We start from the raw sequence: 19,210 nt of genomic DNA, 5'->3' as shown, positions 1-19,210 counted from the left end.
ACCCGGCCGGCATGGGCGGTGCCGCGGAGGTGAGGCGGGGCATGGCCGCGCCCGGTGCGGGTAACGCTGCGCCATGGCGAAGTACACGAAGCCGGAACTGCGGGAGCGGCTCAAGGAGGAGATCAAGGCCGCCGACAAGGGCGGGCGGCCCGGGCAGTGGTCGGCCCGCAAGTCGCAACTGCTGACGAACGAGTACAAGAAACAGGGCGGCGGCTTCGAGGGGCCGAAGGACGCGCGGCAGCGCTCCCTGCAACGGTGGGGCGGCGAGCGGTGGCAGACCCGATCGGGTGGCACGCGCGCGCGACACGACGGCGAAACCGAGCGTTACCTGCCCAAACAGGCATGGGAGGAGCTGTCGGAGTCCGACCGGCGCGCCACCGACACCCGCAAGCGTCGCGCCTCCCGCTCCGGCCGGCAGTACGTGTCGAACACCGGCCCGGCGAAGCGGGCGCGCCGGGACGCGACCGCCGCCGCGCGGGTGGACGAGCTGCCGGTGGCCGAGGGGGTCAAGCTGGTGCGGGGTCTCGACAAACGCCAGCTCGACGCGGCGTTGCGCCGGGAGCGCCGCGGCAAGGCCCGCCGCACGCTGATCCGGCGGCTGGAGTCGGAACTCGGTCGCCGCCGGTCAGCGTGAGCACGGCCTACCGGTGCGGCCGCTGCGGTACGCGGGGCAGCACGAACGGCGGCCCGGAGTAGATGAGGTCGGCCTTCAACTCCTGGTACGACCGCTTCGGCTGGTAGTTCTCGTCGTACACGGTGGCCAGGCCCTCCGGCGGGTCGGAGAACGCGCCCGGCACCCAGGAGTGCTTGTCGGTGAAGCCCCAGAGCGTGAACGACAGGCAGTGCCGTTCGGCCAGGCAGGCCCGCAGCAGCGTGCTGAAGTTGGCCGCGGACGCCTGGAGGCGCGGGTTGATCTCGGCGGAGTCACCGGCCTGGACGCCGTCGGTCATCTGGCTGCGCACGTCGACCTCGGTGAACGCGGTCGCCAGCCCCAGGCCGGCGAACTTCCGCAGCGCGGCGACGACCTGGAGGGTGTCGTAGTTGCCGTACTGGGTGCCCAGGTGGCCCTGGCTGCCGACGCCGTCGATCGGCACGCCCCGGGCCCGCAGGTCCCGCGCCATCTCGTAGACGAACTGCGTCTTGTCGTCGGCGGGGTTGCCGGAGCCGAACGCCTCGATGTTGTAGTCGTTGTAGAACAGCAGCGCCTTCGGGTCGGCGGCGCGGGCCCAGCGGAACGCGTCCGCGACGTAGCCGGGGCCGAGGTGTTCGGCCCAGAAACCCTTGTAGTGCAGGGTGGACGGGGTGTCCCAGGGGTCGCTGACCGCCTCGTTCACCACGTCCCACTGCCAGATCTGGCCCTTGAAGTGCCGGACCACGGCGGTGATGTGGTCGCGCAGGATCCGGCGCAGCTCGGCGGTGTCGATCGAGCCGTCCGCGACGCCGCTGGTCAGCCATGTCGGTAGCTGGTTGTGCCAGACCAGCACATGGCCGCGGACCCGCTGGTGGTGCTGGCGGGCGAAGGCGACCAGCTCGTCGGCCGGACCCCAGTTGTAGGTGCCCCGGGTGGGTTCCAGGCTCTCCCACTTCATCACGTTCTCGGCGGTGACGGTGGAGAACTCGGAGCCGGCCAGCTCGCGGTAGCGCGGCTCGGCGGCGTTGCCCAGGGTGTCCATGTCGACCGCGGTGCCCACGTACAGGCCGTGGCGTTTGGCTAGGTCGCGCAGGCTCTGCGCGGTCGGGTCGTACGGTTTGCCGGCGGTGGCGGGGGCGACGTTCAGGGCGGCGGCGGTCGCGACGGCGACGACGCCGGCGGCGATCCAGCGGCTCGGCTTCATGGGTGCCTTCCGGTAAGCGTGGCGAAACTTCCGGGAACATTTCCGAAACTCGATCGGCACGTTACGACGGGTGACGTGCTCACGTCAATCAATTCGTCGGCCCGAAACCTTGACATGTCGCGTTGTTAACGCAAACATCGATACTCATCTGTCTAAGGGGGTCGTTCGCGTGGACGAGATGACGTGCAGCAGGCCGACACGCCGGTTGCTTGTCGCGCTGGTGGCCGTGGTGACCGCGCTCGTGGGCGTCGTCGTCGCGTCGTCGTCGCCGGCCGCCGCCGCCACCGACGGGTTCCGGGGCATGAACTGGGCCGTGCTCGGTGACAACTTCAGCACCGGGCCCCTCGTCGTGCAGGGCCTCAGCTCGTCCGACAGCAACGCGACGGTGCGGGCCAAGGCCAACGCCCTCTACGACGACATGGCCGCCACCATGGGGGTCAACACCGTCCGGCTGCCCATCAACACCCACACGGTGGGGACGGCGTGGTGGGAGGCGTACCGGGGCGCCATCGACGCCGCGACCGCCCGCGGGTTCAAGGTCATCCTCGCCTACTGGGAGGACGGCGCCGCCTCCGGCGGCCGGATCACCAACCTCGCCGCGTGGAACGCGATGTGGTCCACCGTGACCAACACGTACGGGGCGAACCCCAACGTCTACTTCGAGCCGATGAACGAGCCGCACGGCTACAGCTCGGCGGAGTGGCGCAACGTCGCGGCCGACTGGCTCAGCTACCACTACTCGGCGGTGCCCGGCCGGGTGCTCATCGGCGGCACCGGCTTCAGCCAGGACCTGCGGGACATCTGCAACGATTCCCGCTTCAACGCGACGCTGCTCTCGTTCCACTACTACGCGTTCTTCTACGGCGAGATGACCTACGACGCCTTCCGCAGCCACATCCAGACCCGCCTCGGCAACTGCGCCTCCCGCGCGGTCGCCACCGAGTTCGGCGCGCCGATGAACGACGGCCGCAACTACGCCGACGCGGGCAGCACCGACAACTTCGTGCGGTACATCCGCGCCATGGCCCAGGTCATGCGGGACAACCGGATGGGCGGCACCTACTGGCCCGCGCTCGGCGGCAAGCCCGGCACCATCGGGTACGACTGGTACTCGATGTACTCGCTCAGCGGCGGCGGCACCGACCTGAACCTGACCGTCCGCAACGCCTCCGGCGCCGACCGGATCCGCTACGGATGGGGCGACACCGTCGACGGCGGCACCACGACGCCGCCACCGACGACCGGAACGTTCTACCGGGTCACCGTGCGCCACAGCGGCAAGGCGATGGACGTCCAGTCGCCCAACACCGACAACGGCGCCCGCGTCGGCCAGTACACCTACAACGGCAACCCGTGGCAGCAGTGGCAGTTCGCCGACGCCGGCAGCGGCTACTGGCGTCTGGTCAGCCGCAACAGCGGGAAGTGCCTCGACGTGGTGGGCGCGTCCACCGCCGACGGCGCCGAGCTGATCCAGTACACCTGCGGCGGCGGCGCGAACCAGCAGTTCCAGATGGTCGCCAACGGCGGGTGGTTCCAGCTCCGGGCGCGACACAGCGGCAAGTGCGTGGACGTGCCGGCCCTGTCGACCGCGGACGGCGTGGTGCTCAAGCAGTACACGTGCAACGCCGGCGCCAACCAGCAGTGGTCACGCGCGGCTGTCTAGTCGAGCGACCGGCAGGAGGCCCGCACCACCAGCTCGGTGGGCAGCCGGATGTGCGCGTCGCGGTCGACGCCGGCGATCAGGTCGATCAGCAGGCGCAGCGCCTCGGCGCCCATGCGTTGCAGTGGTTGCCGGATCGTGGTCAGCGGCGGGTTGACGAGCGACGACTCCGGGACGTTGTCGAAGCCGATCACCGACAGGTCGTCCGGCACCGGGATGCCCATGGTGCGGGCGACGTCGAGCGTGGAGATCGCCGACAGGTCGTTGCCGGCGAAGATGGCGGTCGGCCGGTCGGGGAGCGCGAGCAGCTCGGCCGCCGTGCCGGCGGCGCCCTCGATCCGGAAGCCACCGACGCGCACGAGCCGCTCGTCGACCGCGACGCCCGCGTCCGCCATGGCCTGCCGGTAACCCGCCTCCCGCAGGCGGGCCGACTCCAGGTCGGGTCGACCGCTGATGTGCCCGATCCGGCGGTGGCCGAGGGAGAGCAGGTAGTTGGTCGCGAGCACGGCCCCGGCGAAGTTGTCCGAGTCGACGGTGGGCAGGCCGGACGGGCCGGTGTGCGGGTCGACGGCCACCACGTTGAAGCCGTGCTTGGTCTCGACCACGGTCGGCGTCACGATCACGGCGCCGTCGATGAGCGTCCCGGACAGGCGGGCCAGGGAGCGCCGTTCCCAGCCGACGGCGGCGGCCTCGCCGTCGCCGCTGGAGTAGGCGAGCAGTTGGTAGCCGCTGCCGGCGACCTCCCGGGAGGCGCCCTTCAGCAACTCGGTGGAGAACGGCTCGAACTCCGCGACCAGGATGCCCAGGACGTGCGTGCGGTGGCTGCGCAGGCTCTGCGCACCGAGGTCGGCCTCGTACCCGAGATCGCGGATGACCTGCTGCACGCGCTCGACGGTGGCTTGGGCGACGCCGTACCGGCCATTAACAACCTTTGATACGGTCGCCACCGAGACGCCGGCGGTACGTGCCACGTCGGACATCTTGACGCGCTGCGGGTAGGCCACGCCGACGATGATAGAGGGCGTCAGGGAGCGTGTCCCGACGGTGTCGAAAACGTTATCGATACCGATTGACTTCGAGTTACGTGGCTGTAACACTCCCCGTCAGGTAACCCGACTGTGGTCGAGGAGACAATCTCTATGGTGATGAAACGACGTGCCGGCGCGGTCCTGGCACTGTTTATGACCACCGCTCTCGTCGCCGCCGGATGCGGCGGCGGTGGCGAGGACGACGCGGACAAGGGTGGCGAGCTCTACAAGGACCCGGTGACGCTGACCTGGTGGCACAACGCCTCCCAGGACGGCCCCGGCAAGACCTACTGGGAGAAGGTCGCCAAGGACTTCTCCACCGCCCACCCGACCGTCACGATCGAGATCGAGGCGATCGAGACCAACCAGCTCCAGCGCACCCGGCTTCCCGCCGCGCTGTTGAGCAACGACCCGCCGGACATCTTCCAGGCGTGGGGCGGCGGCGAGATGCGCGAGCAGGTCGAGGCCGACTACCTCAAGGACGTGACCGACCAGGTCAAGGACGAGGTCGGCGACATCGGCAGCGCGGCGGAGATCTGGCAGGTGAACGGCAAGCAGTACGGCCTGCCGTTCCGGATGGGCATCGAAGGCGTCTGGTACAACAAGGACATGTTCGCCCAGGCGGGCATCAGCGCGCCGCCGACCACCTTCGAGGAGCTCAACGAGGCGGTCACCAAGCTCAAGGCCATCAACGTCATCCCGATCGCCCTGGGCGCGGGCGACAAGTGGCCGGCCGCCCACTGGTGGTACAACTTCGCGCTGCGCGCCTGCTCGGTCGACACGCTGAAGAAGGCGTCCACCGACCGCAACTTCGACGACCCGTGCTTCGTGAAGGCCGGCCAGGACCTGAAGGCCTTCATCGACACCAAGCCGTTCCAGAACAACTTCATCGCCACGCCGGGGCAGAACGACCCGACCAGCGCCAACGGCCTGCTGGCCAACGGCAAGGCCGCGATGGAGCTGATGGGCGACTGGAACCGCGGCACGCTCGACACCGTCGCCACGGACAAGGAGAAGCTGGCCAAGTTCCTCGGCTGGTTCCCGGTGCCGGCGATCTCCGGTTCGGCGGGTGACCCGAAGGCGGCCCTCGGCGGCGGCGACGGTTTCTCCTGCGCCAAGAACGCTCCGGCCGAGTGCGTCGAGTTCCTCAAGTACCTGGTCAGCGACGAGGTGCAGAAGGGCTACGCGGCGACCGGCACCGGCCTGCCGGTGGTCAAGGCCGCGGCGGACGGGGTGAGCGATCCGGCCCTGAAGTCGATCCTGACCGCCACGTCCGAGGCCACCTACGTGCAGCTCTGGCTGGACACCGCCTTCGGCAGCACGGTCGGCACCGCGATGAACGACGCCATCATCGCCATCTTCGCCGGCAACGGCACGCCGGAGAAGGTCGTCGACGCCATGAAGGCGGCCGCGAGCAAGTGACCTCCACCGACCAGACCCGGTTCCCCGCCGGCGGCGTCTCCGCGCCGCCGGCGGGCCTCCGGCCCGCCGCACGCCCGTCCAACCGCCGGGCGCAGACCCGGCGCAAGTGGTACGAGATCATCGGGCTGACCACGCCGGCGCTGATCATCTACGTGATGTTCGTGCTGGTGCCGATCGGCTTCGCGTTCTACTACAGCCTCTTCCGGTGGCGCGGGGTGGGCCCACCCACCGAGTACATCGGTTTCAAGAACTACACCCTGGCCTTCCAGGACCCGATCTTCCTCGACGCGCTGCGCAACAACGCCATCGTGGTGTTCGGCTCGCTGCTGATCCAGGGGCCGGTCGCGCTCGGCGTCGCGCTGCTGCTCAACCGCCGCTTCCGCGGGCGCTCCGCGTTCCGCCTGCTGGCCTTCGTGCCCTACGTGCTCGCCGAGGTCACCGTCGGCATCATGTGGAAGCTGATCCTCACCGGCGACGGCACCGTCGACGTGCTACTGCGGTCGGTCGGCCTGGGCGGCCTGGTGCAGGCGTGGCTGGCCGACCTCGACGTGGTCATCTGGACGCTGCTCGCCGTCCTCACCTGGAAGTACGTCGGCTTCGCCATCATCCTCCTGCTCGCCGGCCTGTCCAACGTGCCGGACGAGCTGACCGAGGCCGCCGCGATCGACGGCGCGAGCTGGTGGCAGATCCAGCGCCACATCACCCTGCCGCTGCTCGGCCCGACGATCCGGATCTGGATGTTCCTGTCCATGATCGGCTCGTTGCAGGTCTTCGACGTGGTCTGGGTGACCTCCGTGCCCGCGGTGCGGTCCCTCGGCGCGTCGGCCACCATGGCGACGTACATGGTGGACAACGGGTTCTTCGCCCGGCTCTGGGGCTACGGCAACGCGATTGCCGTGATCCTGTTCGTCATCTCCTTCGTCGCGGCGCTGCTGTTCCAGCGTTTCCTGCTCCGTCGGGACATCGAGGGCGCCATCACGAGAAGGGCGAACTGACGTGAGCGCTAACACCGTCGTCTCCCGGCCCGCCGGCCGCCGTCCGCTGTCCTGGGGCACCCCGCTGACGTACGCGCTCGCGCTCGCGGTCGCGGCCGTGTCGATCGCGCCGATCGTCTACGTCATCATCGGCGGTTTCCGCACCACGCCGCAGATCGTGGCGGATCCGGCCGGCCTGCCCGACCCCTGGGTCTGGGACAACTACTCCCGGGTGCTCACCCAGAGCGACTTCTGGCGGCAGGCGTTCAACAGCGCGGTGATCGCGCTCGGCACCACGCTCGGTGTCGTGGTGCTCGGCCTCTGCGCCGCGTTCGTGATCGCCCGCTACACCTTCCGCGGCCGGGAGGCGTTGCACACGTTCTTCACGCTCGGCCTGCTCTTCCCGGCCGGCGCGGCCATCCTGCCGCTCTACCTGATGCTGCGGGACCTGAACCTGATCAACTCCTACTACGCGGTGATCCTGCCGCAGGTCGCGTTCTCGCTGCCGATCACGATCGTCATCCTGCGGCCGTTCCTGTCCGCCATCCCGCGGGAGTTGGAGGACGCCGCCGCGATCGACGGCGCGGACCGCCTCGGGTTCCTCTGGCGGATCGTGCTGCCGCTGTCCCGACCGGCGCTCGTCACCGTCGGCATCCTCGCGTTCGTGGCGAGCTGGAACGCGTTCCTGCTGCCGCTGCTCGTCCTCGGCGACGTCAACCTGCACACCCTGCCGCTGGGCGTGCAGAACTTCTCCAGCCAGTACACCACCGACACCGCCGGCGTCCTCGCCTTCACCTCGCTGGCAATGCTGCCGGCGCTGCTCTTCTTCACGCTCGCCGAGAAGCAGATCGTCGGCGGTCTCCAGGGCGCGGTCAAGGGCTGAGCGGCAGCGGTCAGCGCACAACACAGGGAAAGGCACACCATGACAGAGGTCCACGCGGTGGTGGGCGGGCCGGTGCCGGCCCAGGCAGGTCCGGATCACGACCGGCGGGACGCACCGGCCGGTGAGGCCCGCGTCCGGGAGTTGCTCGGCCGGATGACGATCGAGGAGAAGGTCGCGCAGCTCGTCGGGTTCTGGGAGAAGGAGGACGGCGAGGCGGTCGCGCCCCTGCAGGGCGAGTTCGCCGACAGCGGCCGACTCGAGGACTTCTCCCGGCACGGGCTCGGTCACCTCACCCGCGCCTACGGCACCCGCCCGGTTGACGCCGCCGCCCGGGCGGCGTGGTTGTGGAAGTTCCAGCGGGACCTGGTGACCGGCACCCGGCTGGGCATCCCGGCGCTCGTCCACGAGGAGTGCCTGACCGGCCTGTCGGCGTGGAAGGCGGCCACGTTCCCCACGCCGCTGGCCTGGGGCGCCGCGTTCGACCCCGATCTGGTGACCGAGATGGCGGCGGCGATCGGGGCGTCGATGCGGGCGCTCGGCATCCACCAGGGCCTGTCCCCGGTGCTGGACGTGATCCGGGATCCGCGCTGGGGCCGGGTCGACGAGTGCATCGCCGAGGACCCCTACCTGGTCGGCACCATCGGCACGTCGTACGTGCGGGGCCTCCAGTCGCAGGGGGTGCACGCGACGTTGAAGCACTTCGCCGGCTATTCCGCCTCCCGGGCCGGGCGCAACTTCGCCCCGGTCCACGCCGGCCCCCGCGAGATGGCCGACGTGCTGCTGCCGCCGTTCGAGATGGCGATCCTCGACGGCGACGCGCGCAGCGTCATGCACTCCTACGCAGAGGTCGACGGCGTGCCGGTGGCGGCCGACCCGGCGATGCTGACCGGCGTGCTGCGGGACCGGTGGGGCTTCGACGGCACGGTGGTGGCCGACTACTTCGGGGTGGCCTTCCTGAACCTGCTGCACCACGTCGCGGCCGACAACGCGGACGCGGCAGCGCAGGCGCTGGCCGCGGGCCTGGACATCGAGCTGCCGACCGGCGACGCCTACCTGACGCTGCCGGCGTCGGTGCGGGCCGGAGTGGTCGACGAGACGCTCGTCGACCGGGCGGTGCTGCGGATCCTGCGCCAGAAGCTGGAGCTGGGGCTGCTCGACGCCACGTTCACCGAGGAGCCGCCCGGCGCGATCGACCTCGACCCGCCGGAGCACCGGGCGATCGCCCGCCGCCTCGCCGAGGAGTCGGTCGTCCTGGTCGGCAACGACGGCGTCCTCCCGCTGCCCGCGGGTCGGCGGGTGGCGGTCGTCGGTCCGAACGCCGACCGGCAGGGCGCGCTGTTCGGGTGCTACTCCTTCCTCAACCACGTGCTCGTCCAGCACCCCGGCGTGGAGACCGGCATCGAGGTGCCGACCGTCCTCGACGCGGTGCGGGGCGAGTTCGGCGCCGACCACGTCACCTGGGCCGGGGGCTGCGACGTGGACAGCGACGACCGGTCCGGTTTCGACGAGGCGGTCGCCACGGCGTCCGCCGCCGACGTCGCCGTCCTGGTCGTCGGCGACCACGCCGGCCTCTTCGGGCGCGGCACGGTCGGGGAGGGCTGCGACCGGGACGACCTGGAGCTGCCCGGCGTCCAGCGGGAGCTGGTCGAGGCGGTCCTGGCCACGGACACTCCGGTGGTCCTGGTGCTGCTCACCGGCCGGCCCTACGCGGTCGGCTGGGCGTTGTCCCGGTGCGCGGCAGTGGTGCAGACGTTCTTCCCCGGCGAGGAGGGCGCCGGCGCGATCGCCGGGGTGCTGTCGGGGCGGGTCAACCCGTCGGGCCGGTTGCCGGTGAGCCTGCCCGGCTCGGCCGGCGCGCAGCCGTACTCGTATCTGCACCCGACGCTCGGCGAGGGCAGCAACGGCACCAACCTACCGGCGACGCCGGTGGCGTCGTTCGGTCACGGCCTGTCGTACACGACGTTCGCGCACTCCGACCTCACCGTGCCGGCCACCGTGCCGGCCGACGGGGCGCTGCGCGTGACGGTGCGGGTGACGAACACCGGGGCGGTCGCCGGCGACGACGTGGTCCAGCTCTACGGCCGCGACGTGGTGGCCTCGGTGACCCGGCCGGTGGCGCAGCTGCTGGGCTACCAGCGGGTGCGCCTGGAGCCGGGGCAGTCGGTGACCGTCGAGCTGACGGTGCCCACCACCCGCCTGGCCTTCTCCGACCGCACGCTCACCCGGGTGGTGGAGCCCGGCGACGTCGAGCTGTGGGTGGGCACGAGCGTCCGGCAGGACACGCAGGCGTCGACCACGCTCGTCGGCGACGTCGTCGAGGTCACCAACGCTTCTCCGCGCTGGACGACCACGAAGCTGGGCTGACGTCCGTCCGCCGGCCGTCTCGGGGCGGCCGGCGGACCCTCGTTCCCTGAGCGGTTTAGCGGCATATCGGCCATATGGCCCGTTTTGTCTCCGTAGGCTCCTGGGTGTCAGCCGGCGCCGGCCCTCAAGGGATGCGTGAGTCACCGTGAACGACGCGGACACCATGGTCCTGCCCCGGCTCGGGTCGGCCGAGGTCGGCGTCGAGGACCCGTGGGGTGAGGACGGGCCGCCCCGTCCGCGCCGGTCCACCGCCCGCGCCGCGGCCCGCGCCGCCCGGTGGCGGGTGGCCGCGTGGCTGCTGCCGGCGCTGCTGATGGGCGGCCTCGGCGGCGCCGGGCTCGGGACCGCGGGGCCGCGGGCCGGGGAGGCGGCCACCTGGCGCGCCGCCACGTCGCCGTGGCCCGACGCGCTGGGCGGTGGTCCGGTCCCGCTCGTGCCGTACCACCTGCTGATGCGTGGTTGGGCGGCGCTCTTCGGCGCCGACCCCGTCGCCCTGCGCGTACCCTCGCTGCTGGCGATGGTCGGGGCCGCCGCGCTCGTCGGCGCGCTTGCCGCCCGGATGTTCGCGCCCGGCACCGGCGTGCTGGCCGGCGTGCTCCTCGCGGCGCTGCCCGTCTCGGCGCGGTGCGCGCGCGAGGCCCAGCCGTACGCCCTGGCGGTGTTCGCGGCCGTGCTCGCCACCTGGCTGCTGCTGCCGGTCCTGGACCGGCCGCGCGCGCGCCGGCTCGCCGCCTACGCCGGCGCGGTGGTCCTGCTCGGCCTGTGCCAGGTCGGCGCGTTGCTGCTGCTCGCCGGCCACGGCTGGGTGGTGTTCGCCTTCCGTCGCCGCGCCGCCGGCCGGTGGCTGGCCGCCGCGGCGCCGGGGGTGCTCGCGGTCGCCGCGCTGGTCGGGTCCGGGGTGCGCGCCGACGGGCTGTTCCCGCCGGGCGTGCGGATCGATCCGGCCGCGCTGGCGGCGACGCCCCGGGAGCTGTTCGGCGCCGCCGCGCTCGGCGCGACGCTCGCCGGCCTGGCCCTGTTCAGCCTTCCCCTCCGGTACGCCGCCGCGATCTGCACCGCGTGGGCGCTGGTGCCGGCGCTCGGCCTGCTCGTCGTCGCCCGGGCGGCCCCGGTCTGGTCGCCGGACGCCCTGCTCTTCACGGTGCCGGCCTGGGCGGTGCTCGGCGCGGTCGCCCTGGCCCGGCTGCGCCCCGGGGCGGCCTCCTCCTGACGGCCGAACGGTCCGGATGCGGCTGATCGCCCACTTTGGTGGTTATTGCCGGCTTAGCATCGGTCGGGGTTCCGGGCGAGCCCGATGCAGACCATGGGGGAAACGTTGGCCGTCGCCGCCGATTCACGCCTGTCCCGCGCCGCGACGCCGAGGGCGCCGGGGCCACCGCCGGTCGGTCCGCCGCCGGCCGCGCCGCCCGGACCGGCCGGCCGGCCGGCGCCGGAGCGCCGGCAGCGCAACATCCGGGCCCGCCTCGCGTACGCGCGCTGCGGCGCCGTCGCCGGGCCGCTGCGCCCACCCCGCCACCCCGACGCGACGGTGCAACTGCGCCCGGCCGCCTCGGTCGCCGCGCGGCTGGTGCTGACCCTGCTGGTGCTCGTCAACAGCGCCGCCGGCCTGCTCCTCGTCGGCTGGCTGCTGCTGCCGCGGCACGTGCCCGGCCCGGGGGTGATCGGGCTCGGCGGCTGGTCGACGGTCGCCGCCCGGCTGGCGTTCTGCGTGGTCGTCGGCATCGAGCTGATCCGGCTGGCGCAGAACCTGGTGGTGTGGGTGTTCGCCTTCCACGCCAAGGATCCGGTGCCCGTCGATCCGCCGGTCGGCCTGCGGGTGGCCCTGCTCACCACCATCGTGCCGAGCCGGGAGCCGCTCGCCGTCGCGGAGCGCACGCTGCGCCGGCTCCGGGAGATCGTCTACTGCGGACAGGTCGACGTGTGGATCCTCGACGAGGGTGACGACCCGGCGGTGCGGGCGATGGCGGCGCGGCTGGGCGTCCGCCACTTCAGCCGCCGGGGCCGGCCGGAGTACAACCAGCCGCGCGGGGAGTTCCGGGCCCGGACCAAGTCCGGCAACCACAACGCCTGGCGGGCCGAGCACGAGCACCGCTACGACGTGGTCGCCAACGTCGACCCGGACCACGTGCCGCTGCCCCACTTCCTGGAACGCACGCTCGGCTATTTCCGCGACCCCGACGTGGCGTTCGTGGTGACCCCCCAGGTGTACGGCAACATGCACCAGAACTTCGTCGCCCACGGCGCCTCGGTGCAGCAGTACCTCTACAACGGCCTGATCGCCCGGGGCGGCAACGGGCTGGACGCGCCGCTGCTCACCGGCACCGGCCACCTCTACCGCCCGGCGGCGTGGCGGACCATCGGCGGCTACCAGGACTCGATCATCGAGGACCACCTGACGAGCATCCGGATCCACGCGGCCGTCAACCCGGCCACCGGCCGCCGGTGGAAGGGCGTCTACACCCCGGACGTGGTGGCGCTGGGGGAGGGCCCGACCTCCTGGGCCGACTACTTCAACCAGCAGCGACGCTGGGCGGCCGGCGTCTGCGAGATCCTGCTCCGGCGGAACCTGCGCGCCCCGCGCGAGTTGCCGTCGCGCCGCCGCTGGCAGTACCGCCTGCTCCAGTTCTACTACCCGAGCGTCGCGGTCAGCCTGCTGCTGGGCAACGCCGCCACCGCGCTGTACCTGCTCACCGGCGTCGAGGCGGGCCGGCTCGACCCGCGAATGTGGGCGACGCTGTGGGGAGCGACGATCGGCACCTGGTTCCTGCTCTGGCTGTGGTTGCGCCGCTTCAACATCGCGCCGCACGAACGGGAGGAGGTCGGCATGGTCGGTATGGCGCTGGCGCTGTTCGCCGGGCCGGTCTACCTGGCCGCCGCGGCCGGCGCGGTGCTGCGCCGCCGGCTCGGCTTCGTGGTCACCGCCAAGGGGTCGCTGCGCACCGCGGAGTCGCTGCGCACCTTCCGGCTGCACCTGTGCTGGGCGGGCGCGTCCGCCGGTCTGCTCGCGGCGAGCTTCGCGTTCGACCACGGCCACCCGCTGCTGCGGGTGTGGCCGGCGCTGACGCTCGTCACCGGTCTCGCCCCACCGCTGATCGCCTGGGCGGAGAACGTGCGCTCCCGGCGGGACGACCCGCCGGGGTCGTCGGCGCCGACCGGCGGGGGTGCGCCGTGCTGAGGCTGAGCGTGCCCCGGGTGGGCCTGGCGCTGGCCGGCGCGCTGCTGTTGGCGTACGCCTTCGTGGTGGCGCCCGGCGTGTGGCGCGGCCCGGGCGCGGACGTACCGGACCGGCGCGCCGGGGGAACCGCGCCGGAGGCGGTGGCGACGGCCGACGCCCCGGCGGCGGCCACGACCGGTCCCGCCGGCGTGTTCCCGCCGGCCGGCCGGACGTTCGTCGGGGTGATGACCGAGAAGGGACCGTACGACCTGACCGCCGTGGACCGGTTCGCCGACGCCGCCGGGCGGGCGCCGCAGGTGATGCTCTTCAGCGCCGGCTGGGCGTCCGCCGCCTTCGACCGGAGCCTGTTCGACCGGATCGCCGAGCGGCACATGATGCCGATGCTGGGCTGGGAGCCGTGGGACCACGCGGTGGACGTCGCGGCCCGGGACACCGGCCTGCCGGCCCGCCAGGTCGACCGGCTCCGCTCCACCCAGCCGGACTACCGGCTGGCCCGCATCGCCGCCGGTGACTTCGACGGCTACCTGCGGTCGTGGGCCGAGGGCGTGCGGTCGCTCGGCTATCCGGTGGCGATCCGGTTCGCGCACGAGATGAACGGCGACTGGTACCCGTGGTGCGAGCGGGCCAACGGCAACCACCCGGGCGACTACGTGCGCGCCTGGCGGCACGTGCACGACGTCTTCACCGCCGCCGGGGCCACGAACGTGACCTGGGTGTGGAGCCCGAACGCGCGGTGGGACAAGACCACCGCCGGGCTGACCGGGCTCTACCCGGGCGACGACTACGTCGACTGGGTCGGCGTCACCGGCTACTACGGCATGGGCGCGTTCACCACGTCCTACTCGACCTTCGATGAGATCTTCGGGCCGACCATCGCCGAGATCCGCGCCGTGACGCGCCGGCCGCTCGTCGTCACCGAGACCGGCGCCGCGGACACCGGCGGGCGCAAGGCCCGGTGGATCCGGGACACGTTCGAGGCGCTGCCCCGCTATCCGTACCTGATCGGGTTGATCTGGTTCGAGGTGGACAAGGAGCAGGACTGGCGCGTGGCCGGCTCGCCGGACGCCTCGGCGGCGTTCGCCGAGTCGGTCGCCGCCGACCGGTACGACGTGACCTGGTCACCGGCGATGCGGCCACGGACCGCGGCGGACTGACAGGCGCGGTCGTTTCGGTGGCGTCACCGCCCGGCGACACGTCCCGTCGTGCCGGTGACGACCTGGTGACGCGGCCTGCGGCAGGGTCGCGGCACGAGGACGGCACGGCGCGAGGGGGCGGCATGATCAGGACGATGCGTCGGCTTCGGGCGCGTCCCGGTTGCGCGCCGGCGGTGGGTCCGGCCTGGGCGGACGTGGTCGGGCAGCTCCGCGCCCTCAGCGGCGGCCTGCGCCACGAGCTGCTCCGCGACGCCCTGGACCCGTACGGCTTCGTCGTGGTCACCGAGTGGACCGACGAGGCGGCGCTGCGCGCGTACCGGGACGGTCCGGTGGCGACGCGCCTGGCCGACCTGCTCCGGCCGCTGACCGACCCGGCCGGGCCGCCCGACTATCCGCTGCTGACCGAGACGGAGGAGGGCGCCGGCCCGGTCTACGTGGACGTGGAGTTGACCGTGCCGTGCGCCCGACTCGCCGAGTTCCACCGCGGCTACCCCGAGGTGGTGCGGCGGATGACCGCCGTGCCGGGCTACCGGCGCGAGCAACTGCTCCGCGAACCCGGCTCGGACACGCACCACATCGTCGCCGAGTGGGACGGCGCGGCCGAGTTCCTCGACTGGATCGCCGATCCGGCCCACGCCTCGGCGCAGGCCGGGCCGATCGCACCGTTCCTGCTGGACATCCGGCGCCGCCTCTTCCACGTCGTGCCCGACGGTGGGGACCGCCGACACCACACCACGGTCAGGGAGGCCGACGTGCAGAGGACAACTGACGTACTTGTCGTCGGGGCGGGCCCCACCGGGCTGACCGCCGCCGTCGAGCTGGCCCGCCGCGGCGTCGACTGCCAGGTGATCGAGAAGCTGGCGGCCCCGCCGGGCCAGGCCGACAAGGCGATCGGCGTGCACTGCCGCACCATGGAGATCTGGGAGGAGCAGGGCGTCGTCCGGGAGGCGATGGACGCCGGCATCTGGCTCACCGGCAACATGGTCTTCGTCAACGGCGTGCAGACCCACCGGATGAGCTGGGAGCTGCCCGGCCTGCCCTACGCCCACCTCGGCCTGCCGCAGTACGAGACCGAGCGGATCCTCACCGCCCGGCTCGCCACGCTCGGCGTCCGTCCGCGACGCGGCGCCGAGCTCGTCGACTTCACCCAGGACGCCGACGGCGTGACCGCCGCCGTCCGCACCGCCGACGGCGCCACCGAGACGGTACGGGCGGCGTACCTCGTCGGCTGCGACGGCGCGCACAGCCGGGTGCGCGAGCGGCTCGGGCTCACCTTCACCGGCGGGCTGGGCCGCTTCCCGCAACTGTTCATGCTCGTCGACGTCGACGTGGACTGGGACATGCCGGACGGGCACCTGCTGCGGTTCCTGCACACCACCGACGGGCAGATGGACGGGATGCTCGTCTGCGTGCCGCTGCGCGGCGAGCACCGCTACCGCATCGCCACCCTGGCCCCGCCCCGGTTCTTCGCCCAGACCGGTGGGCAGGACGCCCCGCCCGGGTTCAGCGAGGAACTCGCCTCACCGACCCTCGACGACGTGCAGGCCGCCCTCGACCGGCTCGCGCCGCCCGGCACCCGGGCGTCGAACCTGCGCTGGTCGTCGGTGTTCCGGATCAGCCACGGCATCGTCGACCGCTACCGCCACGGCCGGGTCTTCGTCGCCGGCGACGCCGCCCACCTGCACCCGCCGGCCGGCGGGCAGGGCATGAACACCGGCATCCAGGACGCCTGGAACCTGGCCTGGAAGCTGGCCCTGGCGGTACGCGGGCTCGCCGCGCCGGGGCTGCTCGACAGCTACGAGGCCGAGCGGCGCCCGGAGGGCGAGGAGATCGTCGGCCGGGCGGTGCGGCTGGCGGGCACCGAGGAACTGGACCGCGCCGATCTGGAACGGCAGTTCCGCCAGGAGATGTCGCTGCTGCTCAGCTACGCCGGCAGCCCGCTGGTCGGGGAGACCGTCGCGGACCCGGCCGCGCTCGGCGACGCGCCCCGGCCCGGCGACCGCGCGCCGGACGTCGAGGGCCTGCGCCGGCGCGGCGTCGGCCACCCGCTGCGGCTCCGGGACCTGACCCGGGGAACCCGGCACACGCTGCTGCTCTACGCCGACGCCACGGCCGGCGCGGCGGAGCTGGCCGGTCTCGCCGACCTCTGCGCCGACGCGCGTCGGCAGGCCGGCGGGGAGCTCGACGCGTACCTGCTGCTGGACCCGGACGTCGACGAGCCGCGACTGGCCGACCCGCCGGTGCTGCGCGACGCCGACCGCCGGTTCCGGGCCGGGTACGGCCTGGCCGGCACCGGGCTCTACCTGATCCGCCCGGACGGGCACGTCGGTTTCCGGGGCGCCCCGGTCGACGCCGACGCGCTCCGCAAGCACCTGGGCCTGGTGTTCGGCGGCGCCCGGTGAGCCGGGTCCGCACGGTCCTGGCGATGCGGACCCGGGAGGGCTGCGCGGAGCGTTTCGAGGCCGAGTGGCGCACCGCCGCCGAGGAGATCCGCACCCTGGACGGCTGCCTGCACCAGGACCTGGTCCGCGACGCCGACGACCCGCGCAGCTATCTGATCATCAGCGACTGGGCGGACCGGGAACGGTTGGACGCGTTCGGCCGCAGCGCGCACCGGGACCGGCTGCTGCGGGTGGTCCGCGAGCTGCGCGAGTCCGCCCAGCGGCACACATACCAGGTGCTGCACAGCGTGTCCGGCGAGCCGGGGGAGGAGGCCCGATGACCGAGGACGTCGTGCCCGCCGCCGAGCTGTACACGGACGCGTTCGCGGCCGACCCCTACCCGACCTTCGCCCGGCTGCGCGCGCACCGACCGGTCTGCCCGGTCGGCTCGCCGCGCTTCGACTCCTGGCTGATCACCCGGTTCGACGACGCGCGGGCGGCGCTCACCGACCCGCGCCTGTCCAAGGACCTCTACGGGCCCGACCAGCACTACCTGCGGATCTTCGGCCCGAACTCGGAGGGGTTGAACCGCAACATGCTCAACTCCGACCCGCCCGAGCACACCCGGCTGCGTCGGGTGGTGTCGCAGGCGTTCGCGCCGCGGCGGATCGAGGCGCTGCGCCCCCGGGTGGCCACGATCGTGGACCACCTGATCGACAAGATGATCCCGCGGGGCGAGGCGGACCTGATGCGCGAGTTCGCCATCCCGCTGCCGATGACTGTCATCTGCGAGCTGCTCGGCGTGCCGCCGGCCGACCACGACCGGGTGCTCGACTGGACCCAGGTCATCCGCACCTCGGGTTCCACCAGCCGGCCGCCCGCCGAGGAACGCGCCGCGGTGCAGGAGGCCCAGCTGCGGCTGCACCACTACCTGGCCGACCTGGTCCGGGCCAAGCGCGACGACCCGGCCGACGACATCATCGGCGCGCTCGTGGACGCCGTCGACCGGGACCGGACGCTGTCCGAGGCGGAGCTGGTCACCACCACCTTCCTGCTGCTGTTCGCCGGGCACCAGACCACCGCCGACTTCCTCGGCAACGCGGTGCTGGCGCTGCTCACCCACCCGGAACAACTCGACCTGCTGCGCACCACGCCGCGCCTGCTGCCCACCGCGATCGAGGAACTGCTGCGGTTCGACGGCCCGCTGCCGGTGGCCAGCCCGCGCATCGCCACCGAGGACCTCGACTACCACGGGGTACGCATCCCGCGCGGCGCCATCGTCGGGGTGGCGATCAACGCGGCCAACCACGACCCGGACCACTTCACCGACCCCGACCGGCTCGACCTGCGCCGGGTCCGGGGACCGCACCTGGGCTTCGGGCACGGCGTGCACTACTGCCTCGGCGTCTCGCTGGCCCGGATGGAGGCGCTGCTCGCGCTCTCCGCGCTGCTGCGCCGGCTGCCCGGGCTGCGCCTCGCCGTCCCGCCCGCCGAGGTGCGCCGGTTGCCCGCCGCCTCGCCGTTCCGCGGCCTGCTGGAACTGCCCGTCACCTTCTCCGTGCCGCACTCACCCAAGGAGCAGTCATGGTCTTCCGGAACGTGATCGTCTGCCACATGGTCCCCGGCAGCGACGAGGTCGTCGGCAACGTCTTCGGCCACTACGACCAGGTCACCCGCCCGCAGGACCTCGGGGTCGTCGGGCGCTACCTGCTCTCCCACCACGACCTCTACCTGCACGTGATCGAGCGGGAGCAGGACCCGCGGATCTCCGGGCAGACCCGCGGGCTGCCCGCGTTCCAGAAGATCGCCGAGGAGATCGGCCCGTACGTGACGCCGTACCCGCGGTACTGGAAGAACCCGTCGGACTCGGTGGCCAAGGAGTTCTACCACTGGACGCCCGCCGGCCAGCCACCGGCGGACACCACGCTCACCGTGATCGTCGGGCGGATCAAGCCGGGCGCCGAACCGGACGTGGCCCGGGTGTTCGGCGAGTCCGACGCCGGGTCGCTCCCGACCGACCTGGGCGTCACCGGCCGCTGGCTCTACTCGATCGACGACGTCTACGTCCACCTGCTGGAGCAGGAGTCGTCGGCCGCCGAGGCCACCCGCGACCAGCACGCCGCCAAGCCGGCCTTCGGCAAGGTGATGCAGGACCTCGGCCCGTACGTCGAGCCGTACCGGCCGGATCTCTGCCGCGGCCCGCAGGACCAGGTGGCAACCGTCTTCTACCGCTGGCGCGCCCAGGACTGAGCGTCGCCGGAGGTTTACACGCCGGTGACGGTGTGTCAGCCTCTGGGCGCGCTCCCACGATCGCCGGTGGTCGGCATCCCCGGG

15 protein-coding genes are annotated in these 19,210 nt (G+C 72.6%); 13 read left to right on the top strand and 2 right to left on the bottom strand.

Annotation, left to right across the window (positions count from 1 at the left end; all coding sequences use genetic code 11):
• Positions 1–73: 73 nt before the first annotated feature.
• Positions 74–634 carry a hypothetical protein gene (locus O7613_RS11955; protein ID WP_281588721.1) on the top strand — a complete coding sequence of 187 codons (561 nt, stop codon included), beginning with the start codon at positions 74–76 and terminating at the stop codon, positions 632–634.
• Between the two features lie 7 nt (positions 635–641).
• Here the strand turns inward: O7613_RS11955 and O7613_RS11950 are convergent, their stop codons facing one another.
• The gene (locus tag O7613_RS11950) at positions 642–1,835 is read right to left on the bottom strand and encodes an endo-1,4-beta-xylanase (protein ID WP_281588723.1); all 1,194 of its coding nucleotides are present in this window, start codon (positions 1,833–1,835) and stop codon (positions 642–644) included.
• 178 nt (positions 1,836–2,013) lie between these two features.
• Here O7613_RS11950 and O7613_RS11945 point away from each other — a divergent pair, with 178 nt between their 5' ends.
• On the top strand, positions 2,014–3,498 hold the full coding sequence (locus tag O7613_RS11945) for an RICIN domain-containing protein (RefSeq protein ID WP_282293855.1): 1,485 nt from the start codon (positions 2,014–2,016) through the stop codon (positions 3,496–3,498).
• Here the strand turns inward: O7613_RS11945 and O7613_RS11940 are convergent.
• Positions 3,495–4,499 (bottom strand): LacI family DNA-binding transcriptional regulator, encoded by a 1,005-nt coding sequence (locus tag O7613_RS11940; protein ID WP_282293854.1) that lies wholly within the window; start codon positions 4,497–4,499, stop codon positions 3,495–3,497. The two genes, O7613_RS11945 and O7613_RS11940, sit on opposite strands and share 4 nt — an antisense overlap.
• A 177-nt stretch (positions 4,500–4,676) precedes the next feature.
• On the opposite strand from O7613_RS11940, the gene O7613_RS11935 reads away from it, so the two are divergent.
• From O7613_RS11935 to O7613_RS11885, 11 genes are all read left to right on the top strand, one after another.
• Complete coding sequence (locus O7613_RS11935; RefSeq protein ID WP_282293853.1) at positions 4,677–5,945, top strand: extracellular solute-binding protein; 1,269 nt, start codon at positions 4,677–4,679, stop codon at positions 5,943–5,945.
• On the top strand, positions 5,942–6,940 hold the full coding sequence (locus O7613_RS11930) for a sugar ABC transporter permease (RefSeq protein WP_281588730.1): 999 nt from the start codon (positions 5,942–5,944) through the stop codon (positions 6,938–6,940). Before O7613_RS11935 ends, O7613_RS11930 begins: the two co-directional genes overlap by 4 nt.
• A gap of 1 nt (position 6,941) precedes the next feature.
• Positions 6,942–7,802 (top strand): carbohydrate ABC transporter permease, encoded by an 861-nt coding sequence (locus tag O7613_RS11925; RefSeq protein WP_281588731.1) that lies wholly within the window; start codon positions 6,942–6,944, stop codon positions 7,800–7,802.
• 39 nt (positions 7,803–7,841) lie between these two features.
• The gene (locus tag O7613_RS11920) at positions 7,842–10,166 is read left to right on the top strand and encodes a glycoside hydrolase family 3 N-terminal domain-containing protein (protein WP_282293852.1); all 2,325 of its coding nucleotides are present in this window, start codon (positions 7,842–7,844) and stop codon (positions 10,164–10,166) included.
• A gap of 145 nt (positions 10,167–10,311) precedes the next feature.
• Positions 10,312–11,376 carry a glycosyltransferase family 39 protein gene (locus tag O7613_RS11915; RefSeq protein ID WP_281588735.1) on the top strand — a complete coding sequence of 355 codons (1,065 nt, stop codon included), beginning with the start codon at positions 10,312–10,314 and terminating at the stop codon, positions 11,374–11,376.
• A 93-nt stretch (positions 11,377–11,469) separates the two neighbouring features.
• Positions 11,470–13,341 (top strand): glycosyltransferase family 2 protein, encoded by a 1,872-nt coding sequence (locus O7613_RS11910; RefSeq protein ID WP_282293851.1) that lies wholly within the window; start codon positions 11,470–11,472, stop codon positions 13,339–13,341.
• On the top strand, positions 13,335–14,495 hold the full coding sequence (locus tag O7613_RS11905) for a glycosyl hydrolase (protein WP_282293850.1): 1,161 nt from the start codon (positions 13,335–13,337) through the stop codon (positions 14,493–14,495). Before O7613_RS11910 ends, O7613_RS11905 begins: the two co-directional genes overlap by 7 nt.
• Positions 14,496–14,629: 134 nt before the next feature.
• Complete coding sequence (locus tag O7613_RS11900) at positions 14,630–16,897, top strand: FAD-dependent monooxygenase (RefSeq protein ID WP_282293849.1); 2,268 nt, start codon at positions 14,630–14,632, stop codon at positions 16,895–16,897.
• 23 nt (positions 16,898–16,920) lie between these two features.
• Positions 16,921–17,217 carry an antibiotic biosynthesis monooxygenase family protein gene (locus O7613_RS11895; protein WP_281588743.1) on the top strand — a complete coding sequence of 99 codons (297 nt, stop codon included), beginning with the start codon at positions 16,921–16,923 and terminating at the stop codon, positions 17,215–17,217.
• Positions 17,214–18,479 carry a cytochrome P450 gene (locus tag O7613_RS11890; protein ID WP_282293847.1) on the top strand — a complete coding sequence of 422 codons (1,266 nt, stop codon included), beginning with the start codon at positions 17,214–17,216 and terminating at the stop codon, positions 18,477–18,479. The genes O7613_RS11895 and O7613_RS11890 overlap by 4 nt, the downstream gene beginning before the upstream one ends.
• A complete protein-coding gene (locus tag O7613_RS11885) occupies positions 18,461–19,126 on the top strand; it encodes a TcmI family type II polyketide cyclase (protein ID WP_282293846.1) in 666 nt (221 codons plus the stop codon). Before O7613_RS11890 ends, O7613_RS11885 begins: the two co-directional genes overlap by 19 nt.
• Positions 19,127–19,210 lie beyond the last annotated feature (84 nt).

The sequence above is a fragment of the Micromonospora sp. WMMD975 genome (assembly GCF_029581215.1).
In the GTDB taxonomy this organism is placed as follows: domain Bacteria; phylum Actinomycetota; class Actinomycetes; order Mycobacteriales; family Micromonosporaceae; genus Micromonospora.
Note: the sequence above shows the minus strand (reverse complement) of the source record. Positions and strands in the feature narration are given on the sequence as shown.